Raw genomic sequence first — 7419 nt, forward strand, 5'->3', positions numbered from 1 at the left:
CACCTCCCCCTGAGTCGCCGCCACCACCTGTTGCCCGGTTGCATATTTCAAAAATGCACACTGGATGCAGAGAACAAACTGGTGGCACAATTTCGGCCGAGCTGAAATCCGCGCCACAGGTTGGGGAAGCCTGTGCGGGGACGGGAGGGGGTAATCAATGGCCGAGCAGCAGCGGAGCAGCCCAGCGCTGTCCGCCGAGGCAACGGACTCTCGGACACTGCTGGAGCGACTCCAGCAGTCCGCCGACGTCCTGGATCAACTCAGCGTGACGCGAGCCCCGGGGCTTCCCGAGGGCGCGCAGGTGACATTGCGCCAGGAAGCCGAGGCCCTGCGGGAGATGCGCGGGGAGTTGGGGCTCCTGCTCAAGAGCTGGTCGCTGCTCACCGACACGTCCCAGAAGCTGCTCAACCTGCCACCCGACGAATTGGAGGCTGGCGTCCGCGCCGCGCTGGAAGTGCTTGGCCGGCAGATCGACGCGCAGCGCGGCTACGTCAACCTGCTCTCCGACGACGGCGAGCACCTGTCGGACTCCTACGAGTGGTGCGCTCATGGCATGCAGCCCCACGGACTGGCGACCCATCGGGGACGCTCCGTGGTGGACTTCCGCTGGTCGCTGGACGAGCTGCGCGCGGGCCGCATGGTGACGGTGACGGACGCGGCGAAGCTTCCCCTCGAGGCCACCGAAGAGCGGCGCCTCTGCGCACTGCTGTCCATCCGCTCCTACATCAACGCGCCGCTGCTGCTCGCGGGCCGGTTGATCGGCTGGATGGGGTTCGACGCCATGGACCAGCCGCGAGAGTGGAAGCCGGAAGAGCGGCACCTGATGCGCCTGACGGGCCACGTGCTGGTCAACGCGGTGGAGCGCAAGCGCCGGGATGCGCAGCTCCTCCAGGAGAAGGAGCGGGAGCAGCGCGCGCAGTCCCTCGGCATCCTCGCGGCGGGGCTGGCGCACGAAATCAACAACCCGCTCGCGTACACGGCGGGCAATCTCGAATACCTGCGCGAGCGACTGCCCGGCCCCAACGAGCCCACGGACGAGGAATGTCGCCAGGTCCTCGACGAAGCCCTGGAGGGCACGCTGCGAATCCAGCGCATCGTCGCGGACCTCAAGGCCCTCTCGGCCACGAGCGCCGAGGCCATGGAGCCGGTGGACCTCAAGGCCGTCACGGAGAGCACGCTCCGGATGGCGGCCAACCAGCTGCGCCACCGGGCGCAAGTCGTGCGCGACTACGACACCGTAGTGCCCCGGGTGCGTGGCACCGCGACGAAGCTGGGCCAGGTGCTGCTCAACCTGGTGCTCAACGCCGCCCACGCCATCCCCGACGGGCACGCCTCCCAGCATCGCATCACCGTCGCCTTGCGCGCCGAGGCCGACGAGGTGCGGCTCTCCATCAGCGACACCGGCTGCGGCATCGCCGCGGACGTCATGCCCCGCATCTTCGACCCGCTCTTCACCACGCGTCGCTCGGGCGAAGGCATGGGCATGGGCCTGGCCATCTGTCGCGACATCATCTCCGCGCTGGGGGGACGCATTGGCGTGAGCAGTGAGCCGGGCCAGGGGACCACCGTGGAAGTGTTCCTGCCCCGCGCGGAGCATGACGCCTTCGTCGCACCGCTCCCCCGGGTCGGCCCTCCGTCCCTGGGGCGACGCGTGCTGGTGGTGGATGACGAGCCTCGCGTGCTCGACTTGATGCGCAGGCTGCTGCGAGGCCACGAACTGGTCACCGTCGCCAATGGCCGCGAGGCACTGGCGCACCTGGGCCAGGACAGGGCCTTCGATGTCATCCTCTGCGACTTGATGATGCCGGAGCTGACGGGCATGGACGTGTACCACTCCGTCCGCGACACCTGGCCGGGGCTGCATGACCGCATCGTCTTCATCAGCGGCGGCGCGTTCACCCCGGAGACGAAGCGCTTCCTCCAGGAAGTGCGCAACCCGGTGCTCGCCAAGCCCTTCGAGGCGCAGCACCTGCGCGACATGGTGATGACGGTGGGCTCCGCGCGGCTGGATTGAGCGCCGGGCGGAGGCTCGCGACTCAGGGAGGAGACGGCTCCGCGACCAACTCCACGCGGCGGCTGCGCGCGAAGCACCCTGGAGTCCCGTCATCACACGGAGGCTGGTCCGCGCCGTGTGTCTCCAGCAGCAGGCGGCTTCCCTCCACGCCGAGCGCCTCGAGTCTCGCGGCCACGGACTGAGCGCGCCCCAATCCCAGCGACGCGTTGACGGACTCGGTCCCCAGCACATCCGCGTGGCCTCGCAGCCGGACGCGCAGGCTCGGACGCTCACGGAGACAGTCCGCCGCGCGCAGCAGCGAGGCATCGCCCTCCGGGGAGAGTCGGGTGTCGAAGAAGGCGAAGAAGATGGGCTCCAGTTCGCAGGTGCCAGGAGGCTCGGCAGCAGAGGACACGGAGGCCGTGGCCACGGATTGAATGGGAGACAGCCGTCGAGCCTCCGCGAGCACCTCATCGACGACCCGCGCCGCCACGTCCTCCGGGAGCGGCCTGTTCGCAGCGGCGCCGTACTCGATTCCCACCACCGCTTCCTGGGGCTGCCCCATGAGCAGGAAGGCGGGACGTTGTTGCCACTGCACGGTGACGCCGTCGCGCTCATACGCCGTGGAGGTGATGCGCACCGTATCGCCAGGCCGCGCGTCGAGCGTCACGCGCCCGCGCATCACGAAGCGATAGCCCTCCACGTACGAGAAGACATCCGAGCGTCCCTCGTAGACCGTCGTCACGTCGAGCCAGTGCAACCCGAGCGGCAGCACATGCCGGGGGCCGCCCGACGCGCTCCGCGCGCCATCTTCTGGGGCCGATGGCAGGGGGCGTCCATCCAACGTGGATTCCACCGAGATGAGCTCCCAGTTACCACCCGGGCTCAGCCTGTCCTCATGCACCAACTCCAACCACGCTTCGCCCGAGGGCAGGGGTTCCGCGCCTCCGACACCGCCCAGGAGGAGCACGAACAGGACACCCAACGCGGACAGCAGACTCCTCGCGACACGACCTCCGTCACGAGACGTCGCACGACTCCACATGACGCCAGCCTTTGCTCGCGGCGCCATGCGGCGCAATAGACTCCGCGCGCCGCAACTTACGTCCCGGGCCGTCGCACGACTCCACGCAACGCCAGTCCTTGCTCGTGGCGCCATCCGGCTCCACAAACCCCTCGCAACGCGACCTCCGTCCCGGGACATCGCATGACTCCACACGACGCCAGTCCTTGCTCGTGGCGCCATCCGGCTCCACAAATTCCTCGCAACGCGACCTCCGTCCCGGGACATCGCATGACTCCACACGACGCCAGTCCTCGCTCGCGGCACGGCACGGTTTCTTCTCGGCGGTTCGCCCTCCGCGCCTGAATCAGCGGCCCGAGCCGACAACAGACGCCACACGACGCGGGCTCCCCTCAGGAGCACCGCGCCGCTCTCCGCCCATCCGCCCGGCGGTGCCGGACGTTCTTTGTGCCATGCCCCCCGCATTGGCGAATCAGGGCTTCTCGCGAGCCGGCGACGCCTGCAGGGTCGTCGGGCTGGGGAGGATGGGCGGACGGTCCTTGCCTTCAACGGCGCGCTGGAGCTCGATCTCCTGGAGCAGCGCCGCGGGCGCCACCGTGGACACGGGCACGTTGCCGCTCTCCGCGCCGCAGAAGCCGTTGAAGATGCCCCGCTTCTCGCCGGTGGCCATGATGCGGTTCACCGCTGACAGCGGCGTGCCCACAATCTCCACGCCACGCACCAGCGACTCCTTCCCCGTCTTCACATCCACCCGGTACACCATGCGCGGAACCCCCTTGAAGGCCTGGTAGCCGTAGCTGGACGTATTCGTGTTGCCCCCGGTGATGTCGCGGATGATGAGGCCATAGGGCTTGTTCTGCCGCTTCGCCTCGTCGATGAGCATCTGCTTCAGCTTCGCGTCGCTCACCTGCCGCGTGCTCTCCACCATCAGATTCGCCATGCGCGCCACCGGCTTCAGCGTGCCCTGGCTGCGCCCGTGTCCGTTGGAGTTGAGGAACCCATCCACCGGACGTCGACCCAGCAGGTAGTTTCGCAGCACGCCCTTCTCCACCAGCGTCACCCGCTGCCCCTTCACACCCTCTTCGTCATAGAGGTAGTACCCGTTGAGCGGCTCCCCGGCCAGTGCACGTTGGGACGGGTCATCATGGATGGACAGGAACGCGGGCAGCACCAGCTTCCCGATCTGCCCCTTGAAGGTCTTCCCCTCGTTGTCCCCGTCCTGCCTGTCGCCCTCCAGCCGGTGCCCCACCGTCTCGTGGAAGAGCACGCCCGAGGCCTCCGGCGCGAGGATGGCGGGCCCCGAGTACGGGTCGATGGCGGGAGCCTGCCGCAGCGCGAGCAACTCCTCGATGACCTTCGCCGCCGCCGCGCGCACGCGCTCATCGTCCGGGAGCCCCGCCTCCGTGGGCGCGTAGAAGTCCCGCGAGTCATCCAGGAGCTGCCCATCCGGCGCCCGCGTCACCGCCGTGACATGGAGCCCGTACAACGTCTCCTCCGTCACCAGCCGCGTGCCCTCCGTGGACACGAACAGCCGCGTCACCTTGTCCGAGGTGACTCGGACCTCCGAGTCGAAGATCTCCGGATGCGCGTTGAACTGCGCGGACACCTCACGCGACAGCTTCACCCAGCGCTCGCGGTTGAACGGGTTCGCCACCGGCGGCTGGACGAAGCTGCTCGCCTTCTCCTTCGTGAAGGAGGCCGGACGCTTCGGGTCCTCCACCGAGTAGACGTCCTCGCCCTTCTTCTTCAGGAACTGGAAGAGCGCCGACTTGTACTTCTCGTCGGTGATGAGCCACAGCGCGGTGCGCAGCGCCAGTGGCGAGTCATCCAGCGGGCCTTCCTTGCGCGAGGTGTAGCTGGTGCCCTTGGTGGAGAAGGAGAACTCCAGCCCCTCCTCGACCGAGCTGTCGAAGGCATAGTCGCCCACCCGCGTGTCGACGTAGAGCCGACGCTCGCGGTAGCCGTCGTCCAGGAAGACGGCGCCATAACGCGCGGCCACGACCTCCTGCGCGTAGTCCTTGAGCTGGTAGCTCATGAAGTACGGCGGCTCGTGACTCTGGAGCTTGAGCTGCTGTTGGTTGCGCGACAGCTCGCTCGACATCGCATCGAGCAGCGTCAGTCGCGAGTCCTGCGCGGGCGTCGCCGCCAGCAACACGGCCGAGGCCGCCAGCAGGGGGAGAACGGGTCGGGTGAGGGAATTCACGGCCCCCACTGTACCCAAACCACCCCGCAAGACGAGCAGGTCCGCCGACCCCAGGTGCCCCTCCCGACACCTGGAGTCGTGGACCCCTGCCCGGAGGGTCGGCTTCCGGGCCCCTGCTTACGCCTTCGTCACCTTCTCACGGCCCAGGGACACGCCCTTGGTCGCGTTGCGGGTGTCAATCACACACGACGAATTCGCCACCACCGCCGCGTAGTCGATGTTGGAGTGGTCCGTGAGGATGATGACGACGTCGTAGTCGCCCAGCTTCTCCGGCACCAACGGGACGGACTTCATCTCCATGTTGAAGCCGTGGCCCTTGTGCAGCTCGGGCACGTACGGGTCATGGTAGCTGATGTCCGCGCCCTTCTCCGCCAGGAGCGTCATGATGCGCAGGGAAGGACTCTCGCGCATGTCGTCGATGTCCTTCTTGTACGCGGCGCCCAGGCAGAGCACGCGCGCGCCGTTGAGCGTCTTGCGGCTCTTGTTGAGCGCTTCCATGGTGCGCTGCACCACGTAGTACGGCATCTGCCAGTTCACCTCGCCGGCCAGCTCGATGAACTTGGTGTGGAACTCGTACTCGCGCGCCTTCCACGTCAGGTAGAACGGGTCGATGGGGATGCAGTGCCCACCGAGCCCTGGGCCCGGGTAGAACGGCTGGAAGCCGAAGGGCTTGGTGCTGGCGGCCTGGATGACCTCCCACACGTCCACGTTCATCCGGTCGCAGAGCATCTTCATCTCGTTGACCATGGCGATGTTCACGCAGCGGTAGATGTTCTCCAGCAGCTTGGCGAGCTCCGCCACGCGGGTGGAGGACACCGGCACCACTTCCTTCAGCGCGCTGCCGTACAGCGCGGCCGCCACCTCGGAGCACTCCGGGGAGTAGCCGCCGACGATTTTGGGAATCGTCTTCGTGTTGAAGTTCTTGTTGCCCGGGTCCTCGCGCTCGGGGCTGAAGGCCAGGTGGAAGTCCACGCCCGCCTTGAGGCCGTTCTTCTCGAGCAGGGGCTTGAGCACCTCCTCGGTGGTGCCCGGGTACGTCGTGGACTCCAGGATGAAGAGCTGCCCCCGGCGCACGTGCGGCGCGAGCGACTCACCCGTCTGGATGATGTAGCTCATGTCCGGCTCACGCGAAGCCGTCAGCGGCGTGGGCACGCAGATGATGACGCAGTCCAGGTCCTTCGCCTTCGCGAAGTCGTTCGTCGCCTTCAGCTTGCCGGACTTCGTGAGCTCCGCCAGCGGCCCGCTGGGGATGTGCTTGATGTAGCTCTCGCCCTTCTCAATCTTGTCGAGTTTGCGCTTGTCGACGTCGAGCCCCAACACCGGGAAGCCCGCCTCCGCGAACGCCATACCCAAAGGAAGACCGACGTACCCCAACCCCACCACACCGACCTTCGCCTCCCGCCGACGAATACGCTCCAGCAGCGGGCTGCCGACCATCACCCTCATCGTCCTCACCTCTCCTGATGCGACGTGCCGTCAAGACGGTCACGCCCCGACCCGAAACTCACCTGAAGACAACCAACCACCTCAAACCCGTCGGAGGCTTCACCTGCCTCCGGAACTCCACCGTCATCGCCGGCACCACCCGCCCGTAGCCGGGTGAATACCCAGACGCCACCAGTCCAGACTCCAGTCCGCGTTCCAGCAGAATCCATGCGAGCGGCGCGCCCGCGGGGCCCAGCTCCACCGCGAGGGGCTCGAACTCCAGCGGCTCCTCCGCCGCGCGCTGCGCCCGGGCGAGCACCTGCGCATCCGGCGTCACGCGCCGTGCCTGCTCGTCGGGGAGATGAAAGCGTCCAATGACTTCGTGCTGCCCGGTGCCGATGAAGCTGTCGCACCCCGCCAACGCGCGCTCGTGCCGGTTCAACCGGAACGTGCGCTCGATGCCCACCGGCGCGGGGAGCATGCGGTACCCATCATGACGGACACGCAATCTGTCCACGCTCGAGCCAGGAAGGAAGGCCACCACGCGCGCCTTCGCACCCTCGGGCAGCGCGAACAAACGCGCCGGGTCCAACGGGGCCTGCTCCACCCCATCCACCTGCACGGTGTTGTGCGCGGCCGTGCCACGAAACGCGTTCCGCATCGCCGGCTCTCTCGTGTACGAGCCCGTGCCAGGGTCGACGATGAGAGGACGGCCGCCCAGGTGCAACTCGAAGGACAGCTTGTCGTTGTGGCTGTGCCCGCCCACCCCGCGCT

5 protein-coding genes are annotated in these 7419 nt (G+C 67.7%); 1 reads left to right on the plus strand and 4 read right to left on the minus strand.

The annotated features are described in order from the left end of the window. The first annotated feature begins 157 nt into the window (after positions 1-157). Positions 158-2014: a hybrid sensor histidine kinase/response regulator gene (locus tag FJV41_RS46890; protein WP_141649131.1), complete on the plus strand. Its 1857-nt coding sequence runs from the start codon at positions 158-160 to the stop codon at positions 2012-2014. A gap of 22 nt (positions 2015-2036) precedes the next feature. Here the strand turns inward: FJV41_RS46890 and FJV41_RS46895 are convergent, their stop codons facing one another. From FJV41_RS46895 to FJV41_RS46910, 4 genes are all read right to left on the minus strand, one after another. Next, on the minus strand, positions 2037-2978 hold the full coding sequence (locus FJV41_RS46895; protein WP_181791447.1) for an OmpA family protein: 942 nt from the start codon (positions 2976-2978) through the stop codon (positions 2037-2039). Between the two features lie 511 nt (positions 2979-3489). Then, positions 3490-5220, minus strand: coding sequence for a TldD/PmbA family protein (locus FJV41_RS46900; protein ID WP_246137863.1), 1731 nt, complete (start codon positions 5218-5220; stop codon positions 3490-3492). 117 nt (positions 5221-5337) lie between these two features. Continuing rightward, the gene (locus FJV41_RS46905; protein WP_141649134.1) at positions 5338-6657 is read right to left on the minus strand and encodes a nucleotide sugar dehydrogenase; all 1320 of its coding nucleotides are present in this window, start codon (positions 6655-6657) and stop codon (positions 5338-5340) included. Positions 6658-6724: 67 nt separating this feature from the next. Beyond that, positions 6725-7419: heparinase II/III family protein (locus tag FJV41_RS46910; protein ID WP_181791449.1), on the minus strand; the 695-nt coding region annotated here is incomplete at its 5' end.

Origin of the sequence: Myxococcus llanfairpwllgwyngyllgogerychwyrndrobwllllantysiliogogogochensis (genome assembly GCF_006636215.1) — a bacterium.
In the GTDB taxonomy this organism is placed as follows: Bacteria; Myxococcota; Myxococcia; order Myxococcales; family Myxococcaceae; genus Myxococcus; species Myxococcus llanfairpwllgwyngyllgogerychwyrndrobwllllantysiliogogogochensis.

Bases quoted from the DNA above. Each gene is read 5' to 3' on its own strand.
- FJV41_RS46905 (WP_141649134.1), bottom strand. From the start codon at position 6,657: ATGGTCGGCAGCCCGCTGCTGGAGCGTATTCGTCGGCGGGAGGCGAAG.
- FJV41_RS46890 (WP_141649131.1), top strand. From the start codon at position 158: ATGGCCGAGCAGCAGCGGAGCAGCCCAGCGCTGTCCGCCGAGGCAACG.